Genomic DNA, 21,578 nt, shown 5'->3' on the forward strand with positions numbered 1-21,578 from the left:
AGGGATGGACCTGACGCATCTGGGACGCTGGGTCGCCGCGCACGCAACGGCGACCGACGACCACGACAGCCTGCTCTCCGGATTCTGCGAGGCGCTGGTCGGCGCGGGCATCCCCGTCTGGCGGGTCAGCGTCATGGCCCCGGCCCTCGATCCGACCCTGCGCGGCGTCAGCCTGAACTGGCACGCGGGCGAGGGGCTGTCCTTCGTGGCCAACGCCCACGGTGCCGACGAGGAGAGCGACTGGCTCCTGAGCCCCGTCTACGCGCTGGTGGAGAAGGGCGAGACCTTCGGCCGCTGGCGCCTCGACGCGCCCGAGCTGGAGACGGACTTTCCGGTCCTGAAGGCCCTCGGGGCACAGGGCGGCGTCGATTACGTGCTGCACATCGTCGAGTTTGCGCCCGGCACCGCGCTGCGCGGCATCGCGGTCTCGTTCTGCACCCGCGGCGCCGGCGGCTTCACCGAGGCGCACCTGTCGGCCATCGCCGACGTCCTGCCGTTCCTAACGCTGGCGATCGCCAAGATGAGCTTGGCCCACACGTTCCGCGAGGTGTCGGCGACCTATCTCGGCCGTTCCACCGCCGAGCGGGTGCTCGACGGCCAGATCCGGCGGGGCGAGGGGCGGGCCATTCCGGCCGCCATCCTGCTGACGGACCTGCGCGGCTTCACGGCGCTGGCCGACCGGGTCGATCCGGCCGACATGGTCACGTGGCTCAACGAGCATTTCGACGCGCTGGGCGACCCGGTGGCGCGGCACGGCGGCGAGATCCTGAAATTCCTGGGCGACGGGTTCCTGGCCATCTTCCCGGTGCCGGACGCCGACACCCTCCCCTGCCCGGTCTGCGGCGGCGCCCTGGACGCCGCGACCGAGGGGCTCGCCGCCAACGCGGCGCTCAACGACCGCCGCCGCGCCGCGGGTCTGCCGGAGCTGCCGGCCGAGTGCGTCGTGCATTTCGGGACGGTCATCTACGGCAATGTCGGGACCGAGCGGCGCCTCGACTTCACCATCATCGGGCGGGCGGTCAACGAGGCCAGCCGGATCGAGAGCCAGTGCGCGGCCCTCGGCCATGCGCTCCTGGTCTCGGATTCCTTCGCCGAGCGGTGCGCCCGGCGGCTGGAGCCGGTCGGGACGATCGAGTTGCGGGGCCTGTCGCGGCCGATGCGGGTCTGGACCGTGCCGGCGGAGCCGTCCGATGCCGCGTCGGCCTGAGGCGGCGCAGGCTGCGGGGCCTGGAAGACCGGCCTCCCGTCCCGCCGACGCCCTCAGAACAGCGCACAGCCCCGCTGCAGCACCAGCCCGACGGCGCCCTGGGCGAAGTGCTCCCGGTACTCGTCCCGGATGCTGCGCAGGGCCGCGACCGCCTCGGGGGTCGCCCCGGTGACGATGAGGACGATGCGGGCAGCCTCATGCACGCGCCGTCCGTCCGGCCCGCGCCACTGGCCCCGACCGGAGAACACCGTCAGCCCGTCCGGGAAGCGGGGGGTGATCCGCTCGGCCAGGAACCGGTCGAAGGCCCGCTGCGGGATGCGGCCGCCGTCCGGCCGCGACAGGCCGAACAGCAGTTGTGCGCTGAGCGTCGGACGTGCGCCGTCGCAGAGCGGGTCAGCACAGGCTGGGCCGGCCGCTCCGAGGGCGAGCAGGCCGGTCAGCAGGATCCGCCGGATCAGCGCCGGGCGAGCTGCTTGAGCGCCGCCGGGCCGGCATAGAGCGCCTGCGGGCCCAGGCCTTCCTCGATGCGGATCAGCTGGTTGTACTTGGCCAGTCTGTCCGAGCGGGCGAGCGAGCCGGTCTTGATCTGCCCGCAATTGGTGGCGACCGCGAGGTCGGCGATGGTCGAATCCTCGGTCTCGCCGGAACGGTGCGACATCACCGCGGTGTAGCCGGCGCGCTGGGCCATATCGACCGCCGCCAGGGTCTCGGTGAGCGAGCCGATCTGGTTGACCTTGATCAGGATCGAGTTGGCCGTGCCCTCCGCGATGCCGCGGGACAGGCGCTCGACGTTGGTGACGAACAGGTCGTCGCCCACGAGCTGGCACTGCGCGCCGATCTTGTCGGTCAGGAGCTTCCAGCCGGCCCAGTCGTCCTCCGACATGCCGTCCTCGATGGAGACGATCGGGTAGGTGGCGACGAGCTGCGCGAGGTAATCGACCTGCGCCTCGATGGTGCGGGTCTTCCCCTCGCCCTCGTAGGCGTAGGCGCCGTCCTTGAAGAACTCGGTGGCGGCGCAGTCGAGCGCCAGGGCCATGTCCTGGCCGGGCTTGAAGCCGGCGGCGCTGATCGCCTCCATCACGAAGTCGAGAGCTGCCTCGGCGGACGGCAGGTTCGGGGCGAAGCCGCCTTCGTCGCCGACATTGGTGTTGTGGCCGGCCTTCTTCAGCTTGCCCTTGAGGGTGTGGAACACCTCGGAGCCCATGCGCACGGCCTCGGCGAGCGAATCGGCGCCCACCGGCATGATCATGAATTCCTGGAAGTCGATCGGGTTGTCGGCATGCGCCCCGCCGTTGATGATGTTCATCATCGGCACCGGCAGCACCCGGCCCTGCACGCCGCCGACGTAGCGGTAGAGCGGCAGGCCGGACGCCTCGGCCGCGGCCTTTGCCACCGCCAGCGAGACGCCCAGGATCGCGTTGGCGCCGAGCCGCGCCTTGTTGGGCGTGCCGTCGAGCTCGATCATCGCCTCGTCGACCGCGACCTGATCCTCGGCCTCCATGCCGCCGATCGCGTCGAGGATCTCGGTCTGGGCCGCCTCGACCGCCTTGAGGACGCCCTTGCCGAGGAACCGATTCTTGTCGCCGTCGCGCAGCTCCACGGCCTCGTGGGCGCCGGTGGAGGCGCCCGACGGCACCGCGGCGCGGCCGAAGGAGCCGTCCTCCAGGATGACGTCGACTTCGACCGTGGGGTTGCCGCGGCTGTCGAGAATCTCGCGGGCGCTGATATTGGTGATCGCGGTCATGGAACGTCCTCTCGCGGGGGCCGCGGGTCGGTGGCCGTGCCCAAATCAGAGGGTGCGGCGCATCGCGGCGGCTTATCCGTCAAGCGGCGGCCGGCGGCAAGCGTCGGGACGGGCGGCGCACAGCCCGGTCCACCCGGGAAAGCGCCGCGGATCAGACAGATGCGCGCGGCGCCGACAGGCTTTATATGCCCGCCATGACCTCCGCCAACGACCTCCAGCTCGGCCAGCCGACGCCCTTCCCCACCTCCCCCGAGGAGGCGCGACTCGACCGGGTCCCGAACCCGCACGCGGACACCGACTACGTCGCCCGGTTCACCGCGCCCGAATTCACCTCGATCTGCCCGGTCACCGGGCAGCCGGATTTCGCGATCCTGGTGATCGACTACGTGCCCGGCGACTGGCTCGTGGAGTCGAAGTCGCTGAAGCTCTACCTCGGCTCATTCCGCAACCACGGCGCGTTCCACGAGGATTGCACCGTGGCGATCGGCAAGCGGCTGCGCGACCTCCTGGAGCCGCGCTACCTGCGCATCGGCGGCTTCTGGTATCCCCGCGGCGGCATCCCGATCGACGTGTTCTGGCAGACGGGCGAGCTGCCGAAGAACACGTGGCTGCCGGATCCCGGCGTACCGCCCTACCGCGGACGCTGACCGGCCAAACGAAGAGCCGGCCAAACGAAAAGGGCGACCGGCTCGCGCCGGTCGCCCCCGATCCATCCGGATCTCTGATCTCAGTAGCCGTAGCCGTAGTAGCCGTAGCCCGGAGCCGCGTAGCCGTAGCCGCCGTAGACCGGGGCGTAGCCGTAGCCGTAGGACGGGGCGTAGCCGTAGCCACCGCCGTAGTAGCTGTCGCGGGCCGCGCCCGCGGCGATCGCACCGGCGGCGAGGCCGGCGATGCCGAGGCCGATGGCGGCACCGGTGCCGATGCCGCGGCGGCCGCGGTAGTAGCCGTGGCCGTAGCCGCCGTAACCGCCGTGGTAGCCCCACGGACGCGCCTCGGCGCCCGTCGTGGCGGCGACGCTGCCAATGGCCATGGCGGCGGCGGTGGCGATGATACCGATCTTGCGCATAGTGTTCCTTCTCGATCCTCGATCGAACATGCCCGATAACGTTGTCGCCCCGATACCGTTCCAGATCTCGCCCGGAGTTTTGGTGCGTATGCGCACACAGTCGGGATCCTGAACCGTTGTTCATCGGCGCTCGCGCCGCCGTGATTGCGGTCAAGCTTGAGCGTTCGCCTGTGGAGCACGCCCGAACTCTTGCGAAGAGCCTGGCGCGGCCGCGGCCGGCGACGGTGGCGGCCGGGGCCCTAGGGCGGCGCATTGGCGATCGGCCGGGCCCGGCGGCGGAAATCCGCCCTCCTCCGGGGCGGTCGTGCTACGGCTCCGTCCGGAGGACCGACGATGGATGCCTGGACCCTGATCCGCGACAGCTTCGCGCCCCTGCCCGGCAAGCGGATCCTCGACATCGGCTGCGGGCCCGGGGCGCTCGCGCGCCGGCTGGCTGACGCCGGCGCGGCGGTCACCGGCATCGACCCCGGTGGGGCGGCGCTCGCCCGGGCGCGGGAGACCGTGCCGGAGGCGCGCTTCGAATCCGCGACCGGCGAGGCCCTGCCCTTCCCCGATGCCGGCTTCGACGGCGCCGTGATGCTGAACGCCCTGCACCACGTGCCGGACCCGGCGGCCGCCCTCGCCGAGGCGGCGCGCGTGCTGGTCCCGGGCGGCCGGCTCGTCGTGGTGGAGCCCCTGGTGGAGGGCAGCTTCTTCGACGCCCTGCGGCCGATCGAGGACGAGACGGCGGTCCGGGCCGCGGCCCAGGCGGCCATCGCCGACGCCCTGGCTCGCCGCGCCTACGCGTGCCGCCGCGACGTGACCGTCGAGCGGCGGGAGCACTTCGACTCCCTCGACGCCTTCCTCGCCCGCGTCAGCGCCGTGGACCCGGCCCGCGCGGCGACCATTCGGGACCGGCGCCCCGTGATCGCGGAGGCTTTCCACAAGGCGGCCGCGCGCGAGGCGGACGGGCGGTTCGGCCTCGTCCAGCCCCTGCGGATCCACGTGCTGGAGCCGGAGGCTGCCTGAGCCGCTCAGGCGGTCCGGCGCTTGGCGAGGCGGTCGAAGGCGAGGAGTTCCTCGAGCAGCGCCGGCAGGTCCTTCAGCGCCACCATGTTGGGGCCGTCCGAGGGGGCCCGGTCCGGGTCGGGATGCGTCTCGATGAACACGCCCGCCACGCCCACCGCCACGGCGGCGCGGGCGAGGACGGCGACGAATTCCCGCTGGCCGCCGGAACTCGCCCCCTGGCCGCCGGGCTGCTGCACCGAGTGGGTGGCGTCGAACACCACCGGCGCGCCCTGCGTGACCTGCGCCATGATCGGCAGGCTGCGCATGTCCGAGACCAGGGTGTTGTAGCCGAAGGAGGCGCCGCGCTCGGTGACGATGACGTTGGGATTGCCGGCCTCCGTCACCTTGGCGGCGACGTGCTTCATGTCCCAGGGCGCCAGGAACTGACCCTTCTTGATGTTGACCGCCCGGCCGGTCGCGGCCGCGGCCAGCAGCAGGTCGGTCTGGCGGCACAGGAAGGCGGGGATCTGGAGCACGTCCACCGCCTCGGCGGCGGGGGCGCATTGCTCGGCGGCGTGCACGTCGGTCAGCACCGGCAGCCCGAGGGTTTCGCGGATCTCGGCGAAGACCGGGAGCGCCCCGTCGAGGCCGATGCCCCGGGCGGCGCTGCCGGAGGTGCGGTTGGCCTTGTCGAAGGAGGTCTTGAACACGAGACCGACGCCGAGGCCCGCGGCCATCTCCTTGAGGGCGGCGGCGATCTCCAGGGCGTGCTGGCGCCCTTCGAGCTGGCATGGGCCGGCGATCAGCGTCAGCGGCAGGTGGTTGGCGAAGCGGACGCCGCCGACTTGGACGACGGGGCCGGGTGTCTCGATCTGCGACATGCGGGCCGGTCTAGCCCGCGCGGCGGATCCGCGAAAGCCCGGGCCTGTGGGCCAGCCGGCAGACGGTGAGGTCGTCCCTCAGGCCATCGGTCCGGGGCCCGGTCTCGCACAGCATCAGGATCGGGCCGATGCCGCCCCGGCGCGGGGCCTGCGCCAGAAGGCTGGCCTGGTGGAGGTTGAGCGCCAGAACCTCGGCCGAGGCGGCGTCAGCCCCGGCCAGCGCCCGCGCCGCGCGGCCGATCAGCATGAAGTAGCCCGGGGACGGCTCGCGATCGAGGGACGCCACGGTGAGCCGGGCGGGGGCGCGGCAATCGAGGCTCATCCGCTCGGCATCCTGCGCCCGGAATACCGCGACGGGGCCCGTCCGACCGGCCAGGGAGGCTCCGGTCGCGCGGATCACCGTCGCGGCGAGCGTGTCGCAGGCGTCGGCGGCGCGGGCTGGTGCGGATCCGAGACTGAACACGCCGACGAGGACAGTCAGAGCGGAGAGGCGCAGCATGGGGAAATCCGCGGCAGGACAGATCGGCTTGCACCAGATAGCGCGGGTTGCCCGAGCCGCGTAGCCGCGGCGCGACAAATGCCGACTGCGCATGGACAGGGCATCCCGGATGCCCGATCTGAGCGGGCGGCGCGGCGCCGCACGCCGCTCGCAGATCAGGCTCCGTCGCGGCCATGCTTCGAACCGTCCTCGCCTCCGCCCTCCTGGCCCTGGCGCTGCCCGGCGGCGTCTCCGCGGAGCCGCAACCGCAGCCGACCTACGGGCCGGAACTCGAGGGCTTCGCCTACCCGTTCCCGGTGGAGCGGTTCCTGTTCACCTCGCAGCGCCAGCCGCTGCAGATGGCCTATCTCGACGTCCGACCGGCGACGCCGAACGGCCGCACCGCCCTGCTGCTGCACGGCAAGAACTTCTGCGCCGCCACCTGGGAGAGCCAGATTCGCGCGCTCAGCGCCGCCGGGTACCGGGTGATCGCGCCGGACCAGATCGGCTTCTGCAAGTCGAGCAAGCCGGCGGCCTACCAGTTCACCTTCCGGCAGCTCGCCGAGAACACCCACGCCCTCCTGGCCAAGCTCGGGATCGAGCGCCCGGTCCTGGTCGGCCATTCCACGGGCGGCATGCTGGCCGCCCATTACGCCCTGCTCTACCCCAAGGCGGTGGAGCAGCTCGTGCTGGTCAACCCGATCGGCCTGGAGGACTGGGCCGCCAAGGGCGTGCCGCCGACCTCGGTGGAGCACTGGTACGAGCGCGAGCTGAAAGTGACGGCGGAGTCGATCCGGGCCTACGAGACGGCGACCTACTATGCCGGCCAGTGGGAGCCCCGCTACGAGCCCTGGGTGACGATGCTGGCGGGTCTCAACGGCGGCCCCGGCAAGGAGGCGGTCGCCTGGGACTCGGCGCTCCTCTACGACATGATCGTCACCGAGCCGGTGGTCTACCGGTTCCCGCAGATCGCGGTTCCGACCCTGCTGATGATCGGCCAGAAGGACAACACGGCGATCGGCAAGGACCTCGCCCCACCGGAGGTGCGGGGCAGGCTCGGGAACTACCCGGAGCTCGGCAAGGCGGCCGCCCAGGCGATCCCGGGGGCCAGGCTCGTGGAGTTCCCGGCCCTGGGCCACGCGCCGCAGATGTCCGACCCCGAGGGATTCAACTCGGCGCTGATCAAGGGGATGTCCGCGCCGTGAAAGTCCGGTCGTCTGCGTGCCGGCGCGGATGCATCTGACGGCGTGCTCGACCGGCCCATCCCGTCCTCGATCTCATCCTGGGGTGCCGAGCGATCGTTGATCGCCCGCCGCCTCAGGATGCGGGGCGTGGTTCGGATCTCCGGCGATCGCCGACGACCGGCGATGACGGTCGTCGGCGCGGACCGGTCCTAGAAGTACGACTTCAGCACGCCGCGGCGGCGGACGTCGAGGGTCGCGCAGTGGAACGAGCCGCCGAACGGGCCGTAGCTGAGGAACGGCGCCGGGATCGGGTCGAAGCCCCAATCCTTCAGAGCCTTGATCAGCGTCGGCTGGCTCTGGTCGACGACGATCTTCTTCTCGGTGATTGCCAGGACGTTGATCGAGGTCCAGGGCGAGCACATCGAGATCTTGCTCATGAAGCCCTCGACTGGGTCGGGGCGCGGGGCGATCAGCACGTCCCACTTCTTGAGGACCGCCGGCAGCTTCTCGACGTCGACGTAGTCCGGGTTCACCAGCACCTTGCCGGGGGCCAGCGGCATGAACGACGAGTCGATGTGCATCGGCTGCGGGCAGCGGCTCTCGATCTCGTGGATGCGGAAGCCCGGGCCGAGGTGGCGGCGCAGCCACTCGATGCCCATCAGGTTCGTCACGTTGGAGCGGGTGACGAACAGGTCGCGGCCGCAGCGCACGAAGTCGGCGGCGTCGAAGACCGGCTCGAACTCGTTCACCGTGAACTGCATGGGCTCGCCGGCCTTCAGGTTCGGCACCCGGTAATCGTAGTTGTAGAGGTCGTCCGTGAGCTGCGGCCGCGGGGCCGAGGTCCAGCGGGCGCCGGCGCGGAAGTATTCCTTGAACAGCGACCGGTAGGCGTCGCCCTCGAAGTAGCGCGAGCGCCAGCACATCGGGCTCTCGATGATCTCGTCGCCGATGACGAGATACGGGTCGCGCGGGCAGGCCACGCAGAAGCCCCGGGAGGACCAGCGCGGGGCCTTGAACTTCTTGGAGAAGTCCACCGCGTCCGGGCGGCGGACCTTCACGCCCTCGCCGGCCAGGATAGTGATGAAGTTGTCGAGCTCGGCCTGGGCGAGCTTCTTCATGAACTTCGGATACTTCCACCCGCTGGCCAGCCGGTAGAACGGCTGCGCGGCGCGCGGCAGGTTGAAGATCACCGTGAGGTGATGGGTCGGGATCGTGGCGCCGTCGAGGGAGCCGACGATCACCTCCTCCAGCGGATCCCACTCGTTCCAGGCCATAACCGGGGACTGGGGGGCCGGGACACCCGGTTCCATTCTGCCCGTAAGGCCGCCGGCATGCGTTTCGTCGGTCACGGCCTCGAGGGCCGTGATCGGTGATTCGCGCTCCATGACGTGTGCCCCTTCTGCGACGTGCCGCGGCCTTCTGCGTAGGCGCTCAAGCCCCGCGCCGCTTTGGCACCCGGTGTGTCAAACGGGTGATAGACACCGCTAATCCGTGCTGCAACGTGACAGAAACGTTCCCGGGCCGACGGACCTATTTCTGCCGCGACCGTGACCGATTTCCCGCATCAAGCCTTTTGCGAGCTTGAAAGACGACAATGAAGCGCCTCACGACCCTGGCCTCGATCGCCGGTCTGTGCACGGTCGTCGGCCTGTTCATGTCCTCCGGACTGGAGGATGTGTCGGCCGCCGTCGTGAGCGCCGGCTGGGGCGCCGCCCTGGTGGTGCTCGCCCGCATCGTGGCCGTCGCCTGGGCGGGGCTCGGCTGGTACGTGGTCTTTCCGCGGGCCGCGGCCAAGCTCGCCGACTGCGTGTCCCTCCGCTTCGTCCGTGAGGGCATCAACACGCTGTTGCCCGTCGCCACCGTCGGCGGCGACTTCGTCGGCGCGCGCCTCCTGTCGAAGCGCAACGTCCCCGGCGCGCTCGCGGGCGCCAGCATGTTCGTCGATCTGATGACCCAGGCGCTGACGCAGCTCCTGTTCACCGTGATCGGCCTTGCCCTGCTGGTCCTGATCTCCGGCGACGGCCCGATCGCCCACACGGTCGAGGGCGGCCTGGCCCTGGCGGTCCCGGCCCTCGGCGCCTTCTACCTGATCCAGCGGCGGGCCGGGCACCGCCTGATCCAGGGGCTGCTCAGCCGCTTCGCCTCGGGACGCGAATGGCGCGCCTTCGGCGCGATCGACCAGCTCTACGACAGCCTGCGCCGGCTCTACGGCAACCACGGGCGTTTCGCGCTGGCTCTGGCGGTGCACCTCGCCGGCTGGGTGATCGGAACGCTGGAGGTCTACGTCTGCCTGCGCTTCATGGGCTATCCCATCGATTTCGCGCAGGCGCTGATGATCGAGAGCCTCGCCCAGGCGGTGCGCGGCGCGGCCTTCGCGGTGCCCGGTGCCCTCGGCGCGCAGGAGGGCGGCCTGATCGCCCTGTGCGGCCTGTTCGATATCCCGGCCGAGGCGGCGCTCGCCCTCTCCCTGGTCAAGCGCTTCGCCGATCTCGGCGTCGGGCTCCCGAGCCTCCTGCTCTGGCACCGGATCGAGTCCAAGCTCCGGTCCGAGGCGCCCGAGGAGGAGGAGCGCGAGCCGGTGCCGGAGGCCGGACGCAAGGCCAAGAGGATCGCGCCGCCCGCGACGCTGGGGCCGTTCTACAGCTACGCCCCGCCGCGCATGGGATCGCGGCTCGGTGACGGCGAGGAGTTGAAGAAGTGCGCCTGACCCGCCGGCTCGCGGCCGCCCTCGTCGCCGCTCCCTTGAGCACCGTTCCCTCGATCACCGTTCCCTTGGCCCTGCCCCTGCTCGCCGCGGGTCCCGCCTGGGCTGCCGACGAGGCCGCCGTTCAGACCGTGCGCGACCTCTACGCCGCCTTCGCGGCGGCGCTGAAGGATGGCCCGAGCCCCCTGCCGGCGCGGGTCGAAGCCGTCGGGCCGGCGATCGAGAAGGCATTCGATTTTCCCGCCATGACCCGCATCGCCGTAGGCTCGAAATGGTCGAGCTTCACCCCGGAGCAGCAGGCGGCGGTGATCGACGCCTTCAAGCGCAGCCTGACCGTCACCTACGCCAACCGGCTGGCCCGCGCCGCCGGCGGCAAGTTCGAGGTGACCCCGAAGATCGAGGAGCGCGGCGCCCAGCGCGTGGTGCCGACCCGCGTCACCGCGGCGGATGGCGACGATTCCGCCGTGGACTTCGTGGTCAACGCCGACAACCGCATCCAGGACGTGCTGCTCAACGGCGATGTCAGCGAGATCGCCGCGCAGCGGAACGCCCTGTCGGCGCCGCTGAAATCCGGGGGGGCCGACGGCGTCGTGAAGTTCCTCCGGGCGCGGGCCGACGGCATGCTCGCCGCGAAGCCGACGCCGTGAGCGTCGTCTCCGCCAGTGCCGACCTGAACCGGCCGTTCGCGGCCTTCGCCGCCTGAGGCGGCCGGACGACCGCACGGATCCGACTGGATGGATGTCTCTTCGCTGGCGCTGCTCGGCCTCTCGTGGCTTTCGCTGCTCTGCCTGATCCTGGCGGCGGCGGGCTGCGTCTACGGCTTGGCCGCCGCCGTCTGCGCCGGCCGCTACGCGGCGCGCCGCCCCCCGGTGCTTGCCGGCGGCGCGGCCCGGCCTTCCGTGACCGTCCTCAAGCCGCTCTGCGGTCTCGAGCCGAACCTCTACGCGAATCTCGAGACCGTGCTGCGCCAGGACTATGCCGGGCCGGTCCAGATCCTGTTCGGCGTCCAGAGGACCACCGATCCGGCGATCGGCGTGGTGGAGCGGCTGCAGCAGGCCTATCCCGATGCCCGCATCGACCTCGTGATCGACAGCCGCCAGCACGGCTCGAACCGGAAGGTCTCGAACCTGATCAACATGGCCGAGGCCATCGCCCACGACGTGGTGGTGTTGGCCGACAGCGACATGGTGGTCGGCCCCGACTATCTGGAGCGCCTCGTGGCGGAGCTGTCGCAGGACGGCGTCACCGGCGTCACCTGCCTGTATCACGGCGTGCCCGCTTATCGCGGCCTCTACGACCAGCTCTCGACGCTCGCGATCGACACGCAGTTCCTGCCCAACGTGGTGATGGGCCTGAGCCTCGGATTGGCGAAGCCCTGCTTCGGCTCCACCGTGGCCTTCACCCGGGCGAGCCTTGAGGCGGTGGGGGGCTTCCGCACCTTCCGCAACGATCTCGCGGACGATTACGCCATCGGCGCCGCCCTGCGCGGCCTCGGGGGCCGTGTGGTGATCCCCAGCTTCACCATCGGCCATACCAGCGTCGACACCGACCTCGCCGGCCTGTGGCGGCACGAGCTGCGCTGGAACCGCACCATCCGCACCGTCGATCCGGCCGGCTATGCCGGCTCGATCGTCACCCACGCCTTCCCCCTCGCCCTGCTGGGCGCCCTCCTGCCCGGCGCCGGCACCGGCGCGCTCTGGGTCGCCGCTGCGGCGCTGGCGAGTCGGGTCCTGCTCTGTCGGCAACTGGAGCGTGCCTTCGGCTTGGCTCCGCACCCCTACGGACTGTTGCCGATCCGCGACATCCTCTCCTTCCTGAACTTCTCCTGGGCCTTCGTGTCGGGGGCGGTGACATGGAAAGGTCACGATTATCACGTGGTTGCGGATGGCACCCTGATCCCGGACGCCGAACTCGGCCGCGATGCCGGCGCGCCCACCCGCTGATCCCGGCTCTCGCTTCCTTCCCCCTCCCCCCGGCATTGCCCTGAGGCCTTGAACCCCATGCGCACGCTCTTCCTCCAGGCCCCCACCTTCGACGGTTTCGACGGCGGTGCCGGCTCCCGCTATCAAGCCAAGCGCGAGATCAAGTCGTTCTGGTACCCGACCTGGCTGGCCCAGCCGGCCGCCCTGGTGCCGAACTCGAAGCTGATCGACGCGCCGCCGCACAACATCAAGCTTCCCGAGATCGTGGCCCAGGCCAACGACTTCGACCTCGTCGTGCTCCACACCTCGGTGCCGTCGTTCAAGTCCGACGTGAAGACGATCGAGGCGCTGAAGGCCGCCAACCCGAAGCTGATCGCCGGCCTGATCGGCGCCAAGGTCGCGGTCGACGCCGCCGGCGCCATGGCCCAGGCCCCGGTGGTCGATTTCTGCGCCCGCAACGAGTTCGACTTCACCGTCAAGGAAGTCGCCGAGGGCGTCCCGATGTCGGAGATCAAGGGCCTGTCCTATCGCGACGCCAACGGTGTCGTGGTCCATAACGAGGACCGCGAGATCATGACCGACATGGACCAGCTGCCCTTCGTCACCAGCGTCTACAAGCGCGACCTGGAGATGGAAAAGTACTTCATCGGCTACCTGAAGCACCCCTACATCTCGTTCTACTCCGGCCGGGGCTGCAAGAGCCGCTGCACCTTCTGCCTCTGGCCGCAGACGGTCGGCGGCCACACCTACCGCACCCGCTCGGTCGCCCACGTGATCGAAGAGATCAAGTACTGCCTGAAGGAGTTCCCGCAGACCAAGGAGTTCTTCTTCGACGACGACACCTTCACCGACAACCTCCCGCGCGCCGAGGAGATCGCCCGCGAGCTCGGCAAGCTCGGCGTCACGTGGTCGTGCAACGCCAAGGCGAACGTGCCGCGCGAGACCCTGAAGGTGCTCAAGGAGAACGGCCTGCGCCTGCTGCTGGTCGGCTACGAGTCCGGCAACCAGACCATCCTGCACAACATCAAGAAGGGCATGCGGGTCGAGGTCGCCGAGAAGTTCACCAAGGATTGCCACGACCTGGGCATCGCCATCCACGGCACCTTCATCCTCGGCCTGCCGGGCGAGACCAAGGAGACGATCCAGGAGACGATCGCCTTCGCCAAGCGGATCAACCCGCACACGATCCAGGTCTCCCTGGCCGCGCCCTACCCGGGCACGTTCCTGTACAAGCAGGCGGTGGAGAACGGCTGGCTCGACATCGAGAACGCCGAACTCGTCGACGAGAACGGCGTGCAGGTCGCGCCGCTGCACTACCCGCACCTCTCGCACACCGAGATCTTCACCTCGGTCGAGGAGTTCTACAAGAAGTTCTACTTCCGGGCGCCGAAGATCGCCTCGATCGTGAGCGAGATGGTGCGCTCGCCCGACATGATGAAGCGCCGCCTGCGCGAGGGCGTCGAGTTCTACCGCTTCCTCAAGGAGCGTCAGGGCACCGCCAAGGCGGCGTAAGTCATGGGTCCGGGGCCTTCGGCCCCGGCGGGGAGCGGGGCAGAGCCTCGCCCCCTACCCAGGGCTCCGCCCTGGACCCGCGAGAGGGCACGCCCTCTCGACACCCGTTACGAGGTTTGCGTGAAGCGTCTGGTCGTCACCGCGGACGATTTCGGGCTGAGCCCCGAGGTCAACGAGGCCGTCGAGCAGGCCCATCGCGACGGGATCCTCACGGCGGCGAGCCTGATGGTCTCGGCGCCGGCCGCCGCCGACGCGGTGGCGCGGGCCCGGCGGATGCCGTCCCTGCGGGTCGGGCTGCACCTCGTCCTCGTCGAGGCGTGGCCCACCCTCCCCGCCGCGGACCTGCCCGACCTGACCGACGCGGCCGGTCTGATGCGCGCCGACATGGGGCGCCTCGGCCTCGACTTCGCCCGCAAGCCCGCCGCCCGGCGGCAGCTCGCGGCCGAGATCCGCGCCCAGTTCGAGGCCTACCGGGCGACCGGCCTGCCACTCGACCATGTCAACGCCCACAAGCATTTCCACGTCCATCCGCTGATCGCGGGCGCGGTGCTGCGCATCGGCCGCGACTTCGGCATGCGCGCCCTGCGGGTGCCCCGGGAGCCGCGGGAGATCCTGCGCCGCGCCGAGCCCGGAGCGCGGCCGCGGGCCGCCCTCGACATCGCCCCCTGGGCGGCGCTGCTCGCCGTGCGCGCCCGTCAGGCCGGGCTGCTGATCCCCGACCGCACCCTCGGCCTGGCCTGGTCCGGCGCCATGACGCCGGTGCGTGTCGCGGCGCTGCTGGCCCAGCTCCCCGACGGCCTGACCGAACTCTACACCCATCCGGCCACCGGCGGCGGCTTCCCGGGCGAGGCGCCGGGCTACCGCTATGCCGACGAGCGCGATGCGCTGACCGCCCCCGACTCCCGCGCGGCAGCCGAAGCCTCGGGCGCGATCCGCGGCGGCTTCTCCGACTTCCTCACTTGACCAGCGCCGATATCTGACTTTAGTCAGATAAAATGACGTCCGCCGAGATCGCCCGTGTCCGCCGGTTCGCCCGTGCCGTCACCGCCGAGGTCGGGGCGCTCGATTCCTCGTTCCTCGGCCGGGGCCGTCCCCTGGGGGCCGCGCGCGTCCTGAACGCGATCGGGGCCGGGCGCACGGAGGTCGGCGCGATCCGCACCTATCTCGGCCTCGATTCCGGCCTGATGAGCCGTCTCCTGCGGGACCTGGAGGAGGAGGGACTGGTCGCGACGGCGCCGCATCCCGCGGATGCCCGTCGCCGGATCGCGTCGCTGACCGAGGCCGGGCGGAGCGAGTTCGCGGCCTACGAGGCGCTGTCGGATGCCCGCGCCGTCGCCCTGCTGGAGCGTGCGCCGCAGATGGACGCGCTCCTGCACGCCATGGACCGGGTCGCCCTGGTTCTCGGCCACGACGCCATCGCCATCACGGAGACTGATCCGACCGGCGCAGCGTCCCGCGCCTGCCTCGACGCCTACTACGCCGAGCTGGCCAGCCGATTCGCCGGCGGGTTCGACGTCGCGCGGTCGTGCGATCCCGAGGTTGCCGCCATGATGCGCCCACGCGGCGTATTCCTGCTCGCGAGCGGCGACGGCCTGCCGGTCGGATGCGTCGGGCTCAAGGGGAGCGGCGGCGCGGTCGCGGAGATCAAGCGGCTCTGGATCGATCCCGCGGCCCGCGGGCTGGGCCTTGCCAAGCGGTTGATGCAGGCGGCCGAGGTGGCCGCCAGCGACCTCGGGATCCGGACGCTGCGGCTCGACACCAACAGTGCCCTCCCCGAGGCCCTGACGCTCTACCGGCGATCGGGCTGGGTGGAGATCGACCGGTTCAACGACGACCCCTACCCGGACCATTTCTTCGAGAAGGCCCTCTGAGGCCTTCCGTAGCGCCGGCCGCGACCGGCCGGCGCGACTCGGCCCGTCCTATTTGGCCGGCACCGGATCCTGGTGCGGGGCGGTCTTGCGCAGGGCCGCGCCGGCCGCCTTCTCGGCTTCCGGACGGTCATCGTCGGGCTGCGCCGGCGGCTCACCGAGGGTTGCCGGCACGACGAAGAACGCCGCCACTAGGGTGAAGAACAGCGACAGCGCTAGCAGCTTACCCATGCTCGCCGTGCCCGGATGGCTCGACAGGACCAGCGATCCGAAGGCGCTGCCGGTGGTCAGCGCGGAGAAGAAGATCGCCCGGGTCAGGCTGGAGGCGAGCATGTCGGTCACGCCCGCCCGCCACGCGATCACGTAGTAGATGTGGAACGCCACGCCGACCGCGAGCATCAGCGGCAGGGCGATGATGTTGGCGAAGTTCAGCGGCATGCCGACGATGCGCATCGCCATGAGCGTCCAGAGGGTCGCGATCACCAGCGGGCCGAGGGTCATCGCCACGTCCCAGGGTTTCCGCAGGGCGACCGACAGGATGACGAAGATCAGCACGAAGGCCGTCACCGCCGCCTGCACGAAGGCGCCCAGGATCGTGTAGCTCGACTGCGTCGTGGCCACGGGCGCACCGGTGGCGTGCGGGGCGACCTTCAGGACCTCGTCCGAGAAGCGGCGCAGCACCGTGTCGTCGTTCGAATCACCCTTGGGGTGGACCTCGATGCGCGCACGCCCGTCCGCCGCCACCCAGTCGGCCTTGAGCTGCGGCGGCAGGTTCTCCAGCGTGATCTTCTCGGGATGCAGCAGGTCGCGTAGGCGCGCCAGCAGCGGCACGAGGTCCTTGGTCAGCGCCACCGAAGCCGCTTCGCGCATCTGCACCGGGCCGGCGGCGAGCTTGTCGAGGGTGCCGGCGAGGCGCTTGGCCTCCTGGGCGCCCTTCGCGTCGCCCTTGGCGTCGGTCGAGAGGCCGTTGAGCGCCGCGGCGGCGTCCTTGAGTGCCTTGACGTTGTCGGCGTCGGTCGGCGGCGGCGGCCGGCGGCCGGGATTGAGCACCGGGTCGAGGAGCTGGGCCGTATCGGCGACCTGGGCCAGCTTCTTGTCCTGGTCGCGCGGGACGAACGTGTCGATGCTGTTGACCGAGGCGGTGACCGGAAGGGCCAGAAGCGTCTTCGACAGCGCCGGGACTGCGTCGACGCTCGGCGCCAGCACGTCGATGAAGTTCGGGCTGGTCTCGGGATTCTTGATGAGGTCCAGATAGGTCGCGATGGACTGCGTCTTGGGGCTGCGCAGGTGCATCGGGTTCGAGTCGAACGGCAGGTGCCAGAGCAGCGGCGCCCCGGCCAGGGTCACGAGGCCGACGCCGATCAGGATCGGCTTGCGGTGCTGGATGATCCACGGATCGACGCCGACGAGCCAGTTGGTCTGCACCGCCGCCTTCTCGCCCACGGGCTTGAACACCGCGATCAGCGCGGGCAGCAGTGTCAGGGAGAACAGGAAGGCCACGACCATGCCGACGCCGGCGATCAGGCCGAGCTCCGACACGCCCCGGAAGGCCGTGGGCAGGAAGGCGAAGAAGCCCGCGACCAGCGACACCGCGGCGAGCGTCAGAGACCAGCCGACACCGCGGGCGGCGGCGCGGATCGCGCTCTCCAGGGTCGGCTGCTCGTAGCGGTCCGCCCGGTAGCGGACCGAGAACTGGATGCCGAAATCGATGCCGAGTCCGACGAACAGGGCCGCGAAGGCCACCGAGATCGGGTTCAGCTCCTTGACCATGACGAGGCCCAGGGCGGCCGTGACCACGAGACCCGCGAAGGTGGTGATGATCACCGCGCCGACGAGCTTGCCCGAGCGCAGGGCCAGCCACAGGAACAGCACGATCGCGCCGACGATGATGCTGTTGTTGAGGCCCGCATCCTCCGACAGCGTCGCGAACTCCTCGTCCGCCACCGCTACCGTGCCGGTCAGGCGCATGCGCAGGCCGTTCTGCCCGTCGATCCCGAGATCCTTCGCGACGTTGCGGATCAGCTTGGTCGCCTGGTAGCCGGGCTCCAGGGCGTTGAAGTCGAGGACCGGCTGGATCACCACGAACTTCATCTTGTCGGTGACGCTGGTCTGGCCCCCCGATAGCAGCTCCTGCCACGACATCCGCGCCGGCTTGCCGGCCAGCACCTTCTGCAGCGTGTCGTCGATCTGCCCCATGGGCTTCTCGAGATCCTCGAGCTTGGCGTCGCCGGTCTTCACGCCGCGGGCGCCCAGCGTCAGCACCCGCATCACGCCCCGCAGGGACGGATCGGCGGCGAGCGGCCCGAGCAGGCCCTGCTGCTGGGTCAGCGCTTCGAGGGTCTTATCGAGGTCCGCCTGCGACATCAGCAGCAGGCCGTTCTTGTTGAAGAACGGGCCGCCATCGGGCCGGTAGACCGTCTCGATCAGGTTCTTGTGGGCGGTCAGCGCCTTGGCGAGGTTGGCGGCCGCCTCCTCGGTCTCCTCGGGCGTTTCGCCGTTGATCACCGCGACGATCGTGTTGCTGCGCTGCGGGAACGCCTTCTCGAAATTGATCTCGTCCTGCCGCCACGGCTCCTTCGGGTCGATCAGCCGCTCGACATCCGTGTTGATTCGGAACAGGTGCGCCGCGACCCCGAGGCTCGCGACCGTGACGAACGCCGTGAAGGCGATCACGATCCACCGATACCGCACCGAGAACGCGACGAGACTTTCGATCACGAGCACTCTGCCTGTTCGCATCGGACGCGCCCCATGCGCGACCGGCTCCTGTCATTCGTCCGGTCCAGACCCCGCCCACCGACACGGACGGGCCCCGGGCTCCGCCGGCCGATCGCGCCGCGATCCGGTCGGGTGCGCATCGGGTTCGAGGAACGCCGCACTGCCCGTTCTGGCCACGCCGTGCGCGTCCAGGACCCGACTCCGCCCGATGATGCGGTCCGCGGTCGGGTCACCCGCCGCGGGCCGGGACTTGCATCGCGGCCACGAGGCTCAGTAAAGAGGGCGATGCCAGATTGCAACGCGGCCGCTGTGGCGCGCATCCCGCGCCTGTCCGTGTGCGCTAGCGCACGGCGATCCTGGCGCGGCCACCAGAATCTTGGGATTCCGGTCGTATTGCCGACGCAATGCACGTGCTGTCCTCAACGATCGGACGTCTCCGCCCACGGATCCCGCGGGAGCGGTGCGTGTGGCGCCGTTGCGTCAGGAGCAGGATAAGATGTCATGACCTCGCCGAAACGGGGTCGTTTCAGATTAGTTCCAAGCTAGATCGCTGGAATTCGAGATTTTTTCGCGTTAAGCACCCCAATGCCCCGGGGTCGACGAAGTAAGGAGCCGCAATCTTGGGTATCCCCCTCCGGTACGTCGCGAAGATCGGCGGCTACATCCTGAAGCAGCACCTCACGGGCCGCAAGCGCTACCCGCTTGTGATGATGATGGAACCGCTGTTCCGCTGTAACCTGGCCTGCGCCGGCTGCGGCAAGATCGACTATCCGGACGAGATCCTGAACAAGCGCCTGCCGGTCGCCGACGCCCTCGAATCGGTGCGCGAGTGTGGCGCTCCGGTGGTGGTGATCGCCGGCGGCGAGCCGCTCCTGCACAAGGATCTGCCGCAGATCGTCGAGGGCATCATCGCCCAGAAGAAGTTCGCGATCGTCTGCACGAACGCGCTGCTCCTCGAGAAGAAGATCAAGGAGTACAAGCCGAGCCCGTACTTCACATGGTCGATCCATCTGGACGGCGACAAGGAGATGCACGACCAGTCGGTGTGCCAGCGCGGCGTCTACGACAAGGCCGTGGCGGCGATCGCGAAGGCCAAGGAGATGGGCTTCCGCGTCACCATCAACTGCACCTTCTTCAACAATTCCCAGCCGGAGAAGATCGCCGACTTCTTCGACAGCGTGACCCGGATGGGCATTGACGGCATCACCGTCTCCCCCGGCTACGCTTACGAGCGCGCCCCCGACCAGAAGCACTTCCTGAACCGCAAGGCGACGAAGGACCTGTTCCGCGGCGTGTTCCGGCACGGCAAGGAGAAGGGCCGCGAGAAGTGGACCTTCCAGCAGTCGGGCCTGTTCCTCGACTTCCTGGCCGGCAACCAGACCTACCATTGCACCCCGTGGGGCAACCCGACCCGCACCGTGTTCGGCTGGCAGAAGCCCTGCTACCTGCTCGGCGAGGGTTACGCGGCGACCTTCAAGGAGCTGATGGAGACCACCGACTGGGATTCCTACGGCACCGGCAACTACGAGAAGTGCGCCGACTGCATGGTCCACTCGGGCTACGAGGCCTCTTCGGTGGTCGATTCGGTCCGCAAGCCCTGGAAGCCGCTGGTGCACGCGATCCGCGGCATCAAGACCGACGGCGCGATGGCCCCCGAGGTCAGCCTGGAGAACCAGCGCCCGGCCGAGTTCGTGTTCTCGCGCAACGTCGCGCAGAAGCTGTCCGAGATCAAAGCGGCCGGCGTCGACACGAAGCAGGAAGCCCGCAAGCGCACCGCCGCCTGACCGGCCCGAACGATTGACGACACGAGACCCGCGGCCGCGAAGCCGCGGGTCTTTTGGTGTCCGCATCTCCGTGTCCCGTCAGCCGAGCCGCGGCACGTGCGGGGCGCAGGCGCGCGGCAGGGTCCCGTCGAGCCGCGGATCGGGCGCGACCTCGACATGGACCGCGAAGGGGACGAAGCCGGAGCGCCGGTAGAAGGCGAGCGCGCCGGGATGGTCCAGGGTGCAGGTATGCACCCAGAACCGCGTGATCGGACGCGCCCAGGCCCGGCCGATCGCCGCGTTCATCAGCGTGCGGCCGATCCCGGTTCCGACCGCGTCCCCGGTCAGTCCGAGAAAGACCAGCTCGCAGGTGCCGGGCCTGCGGAAATCGAGTTCCAGCATGCCGACGTTCCGCCCGTCCCGCCGGAGCGCGAAGATCTCGACGTCCCCGTCGGCCAGGATCGCCGCCAGCGCCCCGTCCGCCAGTGTGAGCCGCGAGAACCAGAGCCATTCGGCGCCGACCTCCCGGAACAGGGTCCGGTAGGTCTCCGGGTCGGTGCGCGCCAGGGGCTCGAGGGCGAGCCCCGGCGGGAACGGCCGTCCGGGACGCGGGGGCGGCGGGCGGAGCATCTCCAGGCTGGTGACGATGGTGGCGAGATGGCCCGGCGGCACCGCCGCGTAGCCCGGGGTGAGGGTCGGGATCCCCGTATCCGGCAGCATGAATCTCCTCCGCTGTCGCGTCGGCGCGGCTCGGTCACGCGGCCCGTGGGCGGCGCCGCGCGACGAGCCACGGCAGCACGCAGAGCGCCGAGACCGCGATGGACACGGCGTAGGCCGCGACCGGGTCGATTCGCCCGAGCAGCAGGTGCACGCAGACATAGAAGGCGAGCACGCCGAACGCGCCCTGGGCGCTGCCGCGCACCACGTCTAGGGCGGCGCCGACACCGTCCTGAACCCGGGCGAAGACGATCAGCGGCCAGGAGATGATCGGGATCGGCGCCAGGACGCCGCTCAGGCCGGAGCCGAGATGCGGCGCCAGCGTCGAGACCAGCAGGACAAGGGCCGTGGCGGCGGCGAGCCGGGCCGGCATGTCCCAGCGCGGCGGGCGCGACCGGCGGACCGGCGCCTCGGTCCCCACGCGCGGCCGGCACAGGGCGACCACCAGCGCCATCGCCGGCAGGTCGATCGCCGTGGCGAGCCACAGGCCGGGCTGGAGGAGTCCGTGCAGCAGGGCGCCGCCGAGGATGAAGGCCGCCAGAGCGAGGAGGATGGCGGCGAGGATCCCCATCCGTGGCGCGGAGACGGCGTAGGCGAGATAGCTGGCCGTGACCGCGCCCAGCCCCTCCACCGAGCCGATCGCCGCGTCGGCGGCGAAACGCTCGCCCTGCTCGGCGGCGAGGTAGATCGAGATCGGCGCCGAGGTGAGCGGTAGCCCCGAGAGCAAGCCGCCGACGAGGCTGCCCCACCGCCGCGCCGCGGCCGAGACGGCCCACATCAGCGTCGGCGTGACGATGATCTTGGCGGCGATCAGGCTCATGGCGATC

Annotated in this window: 20 protein-coding genes; 11 read left to right on the top strand and 9 right to left on the bottom strand. The window is 70.3% G+C overall.

Annotated elements, in window-relative coordinates; translation table 11 throughout:
* Positions 1-4 precede the first annotated feature (4 nt).
* Positions 5-1,207 (top strand): adenylate/guanylate cyclase domain-containing protein, encoded by a 1,203-nt coding sequence (locus tag ABC766_RS04160; RefSeq protein WP_043756096.1) that lies wholly within the window; start codon positions 5-7, stop codon positions 1,205-1,207.
* Between the two features lie 53 nt (positions 1,208-1,260).
* Here the strand turns inward: ABC766_RS04160 and ABC766_RS04165 are convergent, their stop codons facing one another.
* Together ABC766_RS04165 and eno are read right to left on the bottom strand one after the other, a co-directional pair.
* Positions 1,261-1,665: a DUF3574 domain-containing protein gene (locus tag ABC766_RS04165; protein WP_345822665.1), complete on the bottom strand. Its 405-nt coding sequence runs from the start codon at positions 1,663-1,665 to the stop codon at positions 1,261-1,263.
* Positions 1,662-2,951, bottom strand: coding sequence for a phosphopyruvate hydratase (gene eno, locus ABC766_RS04170; protein ID WP_043356273.1), 1,290 nt, complete (start codon positions 2,949-2,951; stop codon positions 1,662-1,664). Before eno ends, ABC766_RS04165 begins: the two co-directional genes overlap by 4 nt.
* Before the next feature lie 194 nt (positions 2,952-3,145).
* Here eno and queF point away from each other — a divergent pair, with 194 nt between their 5' ends.
* Positions 3,146-3,598, top strand: a complete 453-nt coding sequence (gene queF / locus ABC766_RS04175) for a preQ(1) synthase (RefSeq protein ID WP_345822666.1) — start codon at positions 3,146-3,148, stop codon at positions 3,596-3,598.
* Between the two features lie 80 nt (positions 3,599-3,678).
* Here queF and ABC766_RS04180 read toward each other — a convergent pair whose 3' ends face one another.
* Entirely contained in the window at positions 3,679-4,017 is a 339-nt protein-coding gene (locus ABC766_RS04180; RefSeq protein ID WP_043756095.1) for a hypothetical protein, read from the bottom strand.
* Positions 4,018-4,350: 333 nt separating this feature from the next.
* Between ABC766_RS04180 and ABC766_RS04185 the strand changes: the two genes are divergently transcribed.
* On the top strand, positions 4,351-5,025 hold the full coding sequence (locus tag ABC766_RS04185) for a class I SAM-dependent methyltransferase (protein ID WP_345821215.1): 675 nt from the start codon (positions 4,351-4,353) through the stop codon (positions 5,023-5,025).
* 5 nt (positions 5,026-5,030) lie between these two features.
* Here the strand turns inward: ABC766_RS04185 and kdsA are convergent, their stop codons facing one another.
* Together kdsA and ABC766_RS04195 are read right to left on the bottom strand one after the other, a co-directional pair.
* Positions 5,031-5,885, bottom strand: coding sequence for a 3-deoxy-8-phosphooctulonate synthase (kdsA, locus tag ABC766_RS04190; RefSeq protein WP_043756093.1), 855 nt, complete (start codon positions 5,883-5,885; stop codon positions 5,031-5,033).
* Between the two features lie 10 nt (positions 5,886-5,895).
* The gene (locus ABC766_RS04195) at positions 5,896-6,384 is read right to left on the bottom strand and encodes a hypothetical protein (RefSeq protein WP_345821216.1); all 489 of its coding nucleotides are present in this window, start codon (positions 6,382-6,384) and stop codon (positions 5,896-5,898) included.
* Positions 6,385-6,557: 173 nt separating this feature from the next.
* Between ABC766_RS04195 and ABC766_RS04200 the strand changes: the two genes are divergently transcribed.
* Positions 6,558-7,568 (top strand): alpha/beta hydrolase, encoded by a 1,011-nt coding sequence (locus ABC766_RS04200; RefSeq protein WP_345821217.1) that lies wholly within the window; start codon positions 6,558-6,560, stop codon positions 7,566-7,568.
* 188 nt (positions 7,569-7,756) lie between these two features.
* On the opposite strand, the gene ABC766_RS04205 is transcribed toward ABC766_RS04200, so the two are convergent.
* Positions 7,757-8,932, bottom strand: a complete 1,176-nt coding sequence (locus ABC766_RS04205) for an amidinotransferase (RefSeq protein ID WP_043350578.1) — start codon at positions 8,930-8,932, stop codon at positions 7,757-7,759.
* Between the two features lie 209 nt (positions 8,933-9,141).
* Between ABC766_RS04205 and ABC766_RS04210 the strand changes: the two genes are divergently transcribed.
* The 6 genes from ABC766_RS04210 to ABC766_RS04235 all read left to right on the top strand — a co-directional run bounded on the left by ABC766_RS04210 (position 9,142) and on the right by ABC766_RS04235 (position 15,556).
* Positions 9,142-10,254, top strand: a complete 1,113-nt coding sequence (locus ABC766_RS04210; RefSeq protein WP_043756089.1) for a flippase-like domain-containing protein — start codon at positions 9,142-9,144, stop codon at positions 10,252-10,254.
* Positions 10,245-10,898 carry an MlaC/ttg2D family ABC transporter substrate-binding protein gene (locus tag ABC766_RS04215; RefSeq protein ID WP_043350575.1) on the top strand — a complete coding sequence of 218 codons (654 nt, stop codon included), beginning with the start codon at positions 10,245-10,247 and terminating at the stop codon, positions 10,896-10,898. The genes ABC766_RS04210 and ABC766_RS04215 overlap by 10 nt, the downstream gene beginning before the upstream one ends.
* Positions 10,899-10,985: 87 nt before the next feature.
* On the top strand, positions 10,986-12,194 hold the full coding sequence (hpnI, locus tag ABC766_RS04220) for a bacteriohopanetetrol glucosamine biosynthesis glycosyltransferase HpnI (protein ID WP_345821219.1): 1,209 nt from the start codon (positions 10,986-10,988) through the stop codon (positions 12,192-12,194).
* A 57-nt stretch (positions 12,195-12,251) separates the two neighbouring features.
* A complete protein-coding gene (hpnJ, locus tag ABC766_RS04225; RefSeq protein WP_043386333.1) occupies positions 12,252-13,685 on the top strand; it encodes a hopanoid biosynthesis associated radical SAM protein HpnJ in 1,434 nt (477 codons plus the stop codon).
* A 120-nt stretch (positions 13,686-13,805) separates the two neighbouring features.
* Positions 13,806-14,648: a hopanoid biosynthesis-associated protein HpnK gene (hpnK, locus tag ABC766_RS04230; protein WP_345821220.1), complete on the top strand. Its 843-nt coding sequence runs from the start codon at positions 13,806-13,808 to the stop codon at positions 14,646-14,648.
* Between the two features lie 32 nt (positions 14,649-14,680).
* Positions 14,681-15,556, top strand: coding sequence for a bifunctional helix-turn-helix transcriptional regulator/GNAT family N-acetyltransferase (locus ABC766_RS04235; protein ID WP_345821221.1), 876 nt, complete (start codon positions 14,681-14,683; stop codon positions 15,554-15,556).
* A gap of 48 nt (positions 15,557-15,604) precedes the next feature.
* Here the strand turns inward: ABC766_RS04235 and ABC766_RS04240 are convergent, their stop codons facing one another.
* Positions 15,605-18,271: an MMPL family transporter gene (locus tag ABC766_RS04240; RefSeq protein WP_043386381.1), complete on the bottom strand. Its 2,667-nt coding sequence runs from the start codon at positions 18,269-18,271 to the stop codon at positions 15,605-15,607.
* A gap of 620 nt (positions 18,272-18,891) precedes the next feature.
* On the opposite strand from ABC766_RS04240, the gene hpnH reads away from it, so the two are divergent.
* Positions 18,892-20,055 (top strand): adenosyl-hopene transferase HpnH, encoded by a 1,164-nt coding sequence (hpnH, locus tag ABC766_RS04245; RefSeq protein WP_043386340.1) that lies wholly within the window; start codon positions 18,892-18,894, stop codon positions 20,053-20,055.
* A gap of 78 nt (positions 20,056-20,133) precedes the next feature.
* Here hpnH and ABC766_RS04250 read toward each other — a convergent pair whose 3' ends face one another.
* The gene (locus tag ABC766_RS04250) at positions 20,134-20,754 is read right to left on the bottom strand and encodes a GNAT family N-acetyltransferase (RefSeq protein ID WP_345821222.1); all 621 of its coding nucleotides are present in this window, start codon (positions 20,752-20,754) and stop codon (positions 20,134-20,136) included.
* A 34-nt stretch (positions 20,755-20,788) separates the two neighbouring features.
* The gene (locus ABC766_RS04255) at positions 20,789-21,571 is read right to left on the bottom strand and encodes a hypothetical protein (RefSeq protein WP_345821223.1); all 783 of its coding nucleotides are present in this window, start codon (positions 21,569-21,571) and stop codon (positions 20,789-20,791) included.
* Positions 21,572-21,578: the final 7 nt, after the last annotated feature.

Source organism: Methylobacterium fujisawaense (genome assembly GCF_039619325.1).
Lineage (GTDB): Bacteria > Pseudomonadota > Alphaproteobacteria > Rhizobiales > Beijerinckiaceae > Methylobacterium > Methylobacterium fujisawaense.

Bases quoted from the DNA above. Each gene is read 5' to 3' on its own strand.
- ABC766_RS04160 (WP_043756096.1), top strand. From the start codon at position 5: ATGGACCTGACGCATCTGGGACGCTGGGTCGCCGCGCACGCAACGGCG.
- eno (WP_043356273.1), bottom strand. From the start codon at position 2,951: ATGACCGCGATCACCAATATCAGCGCCCGCGAGATTCTCGACAGCCGC.
- queF (WP_345822666.1), top strand. From the start codon at position 3,146: ATGACCTCCGCCAACGACCTCCAGCTCGGCCAGCCGACGCCCTTCCCC.
- ABC766_RS04180 (WP_043756095.1), bottom strand. From the start codon at position 4,017: ATGCGCAAGATCGGTATCATCGCCACCGCCGCCGCCATGGCCATTGGC.
- ABC766_RS04185 (WP_345821215.1), top strand. From the start codon at position 4,351: ATGGATGCCTGGACCCTGATCCGCGACAGCTTCGCGCCCCTGCCCGGC.
- kdsA (WP_043756093.1), bottom strand. From the start codon at position 5,885: ATGTCGCAGATCGAGACACCCGGCCCCGTCGTCCAAGTCGGCGGCGTC.
- ABC766_RS04195 (WP_345821216.1), bottom strand. From the start codon at position 6,384: ATGCTGCGCCTCTCCGCTCTGACTGTCCTCGTCGGCGTGTTCAGTCTC.
- ABC766_RS04200 (WP_345821217.1), top strand. From the start codon at position 6,558: ATGCTTCGAACCGTCCTCGCCTCCGCCCTCCTGGCCCTGGCGCTGCCC.
- ABC766_RS04205 (WP_043350578.1), bottom strand. From the start codon at position 8,932: ATGGAGCGCGAATCACCGATCACGGCCCTCGAGGCCGTGACCGACGAA.
- ABC766_RS04210 (WP_043756089.1), top strand. From the start codon at position 9,142: ATGAAGCGCCTCACGACCCTGGCCTCGATCGCCGGTCTGTGCACGGTC.
- hpnI (WP_345821219.1), top strand. From the start codon at position 10,986: ATGGATGTCTCTTCGCTGGCGCTGCTCGGCCTCTCGTGGCTTTCGCTG.
- hpnJ (WP_043386333.1), top strand. From the start codon at position 12,252: ATGCGCACGCTCTTCCTCCAGGCCCCCACCTTCGACGGTTTCGACGGC.
- ABC766_RS04235 (WP_345821221.1), top strand. From the start codon at position 14,681: ATGACGTCCGCCGAGATCGCCCGTGTCCGCCGGTTCGCCCGTGCCGTC.
- ABC766_RS04250 (WP_345821222.1), bottom strand. From the start codon at position 20,754: ATGCTGCCGGATACGGGGATCCCGACCCTCACCCCGGGCTACGCGGCG.
- ABC766_RS04255 (WP_345821223.1), bottom strand. From the start codon at position 21,571: ATGAGCCTGATCGCCGCCAAGATCATCGTCACGCCGACGCTGATGTGG.